1 protein-coding gene and 1 pseudogene are annotated in these 1,181 nt (G+C 66.4%); both read right to left on the bottom strand.

What is annotated here, in order from left to right; genetic code table 11:
- Window positions 1-903 (bottom strand): chaperonin GroEL (groEL, locus tag MKK75_RS17185; protein WP_409567580.1); only part of this gene is annotated, 903 nt, incomplete at its 3' end.
- Window positions 904-909: 6 nt separating this feature from the next.
- Window positions 910-1,152 (bottom strand): annotated as a pseudogene (groEL, locus tag MKK75_RS36375) (chaperonin GroEL); the annotation flags it as partial.
- Window positions 1,153-1,181 lie beyond the last annotated feature (29 nt).

Below are 1,181 nucleotides of genomic sequence, written 5' to 3'. Positions count from 1 at the left end.
GCGCTTGGCGCGGCCGAGCATGGGCAGCGTCACGTTCTCGAGCTTGATGCCCAGATCCTCGGCGATCATCTGGCCCTTGGTCAGGATCGCGATGTCCTCCAGCATCGCCTTGCGGCGATCACCGAAGCCCGGCGCCTTGACCGCCGCGACCTTCAGGCCGCCGCGCAGCTTGTTCACCACCAGGGTGGCCAGCGCCTCGCCCTCGATGTCCTCGGCGATGATCAGCAGCGGCTTGCCAGTCTGCACGACCGCCTCGAGGACGGGGAGCATCGCCTGCAGAGAAGAAAGCTTCTTCTCGTGGATGAGGATGTAGGGGTCCTCGAGCTCGGCGACCATCTTCTCCGCGTTGGTGATGAAGTACGGGGACAGGTAGCCGCGGTCGAACTGCATGCCCTCGACCACGTCGAGCTCGGTCTCGGCGGTCTTGGCCTCCTCGACCGTGATCACGCCCTCGTTGCCCACCTTCTGCATCGCGTGGGCGATCATCTCGCCGATCTCCTTGTCGCCGTTGGCCGAGATCGTGCCGACCTGGGCAACCTCGTCGGACGAGGCGACCTTGCGCGAGCGCGCACCGATATCCTTCACGACCGCGGCCACCGCCAGATCGATGCCGCGCTTCAGGTCCATCGGGTTCATGCCGGCGGCGACGTACTTCACGCCCTCCCGGACGATGGAGGCGGCCAGCACGGTCGCGGTGGTGGTGCCGTCACCGGCGGCGTCGCTCGACTTCGAGGCCACTTCGCGCACCATCTGGGCGCCCATGTTCTCGAACTTGTCGACGAGCTCGATCTCCTTGGCGACGGTCACGCCGTCCTTGGTGATGCGCGGGGCGCCGAAGCTCTTCTCGATCACGACGTTGCGGCCCTTCGGACCGAGCGTCACCTTCACCGCGTTGGCGAGCAGCTCGACGCCCGGCCCCCTGACCGCCGCGCCCTTCAGGCTGCCGCGCAGCTTGTTCACCACCCGGGTGGCCAGCGCCTCGCCCTCGTTGTCCTAGGAGATGATCAGCAGCGGCCTGACAGTCCGCAGGACCGCCACGCTGAGGGGGAGGAACGCCTTCAGAGAAGACAGCTTCTTCACGTGCGTTACGGTGTAGGGGCCCTCGCGCCGGGTCACGATCGTCTCCGCGTTGTTGGTGAAGTACGGGGACAGTTACTAGCGGTCGAACTGCAAGCCCCACA

Origin of the sequence: Methylobacterium sp. J-030 (assembly GCF_022829545.1) — a bacterium.
Classification (GTDB): domain Bacteria; phylum Pseudomonadota; class Alphaproteobacteria; order Rhizobiales; family Beijerinckiaceae; genus Methylobacterium.
This window is presented reverse-complemented; position numbering and strand designations above follow the sequence as displayed.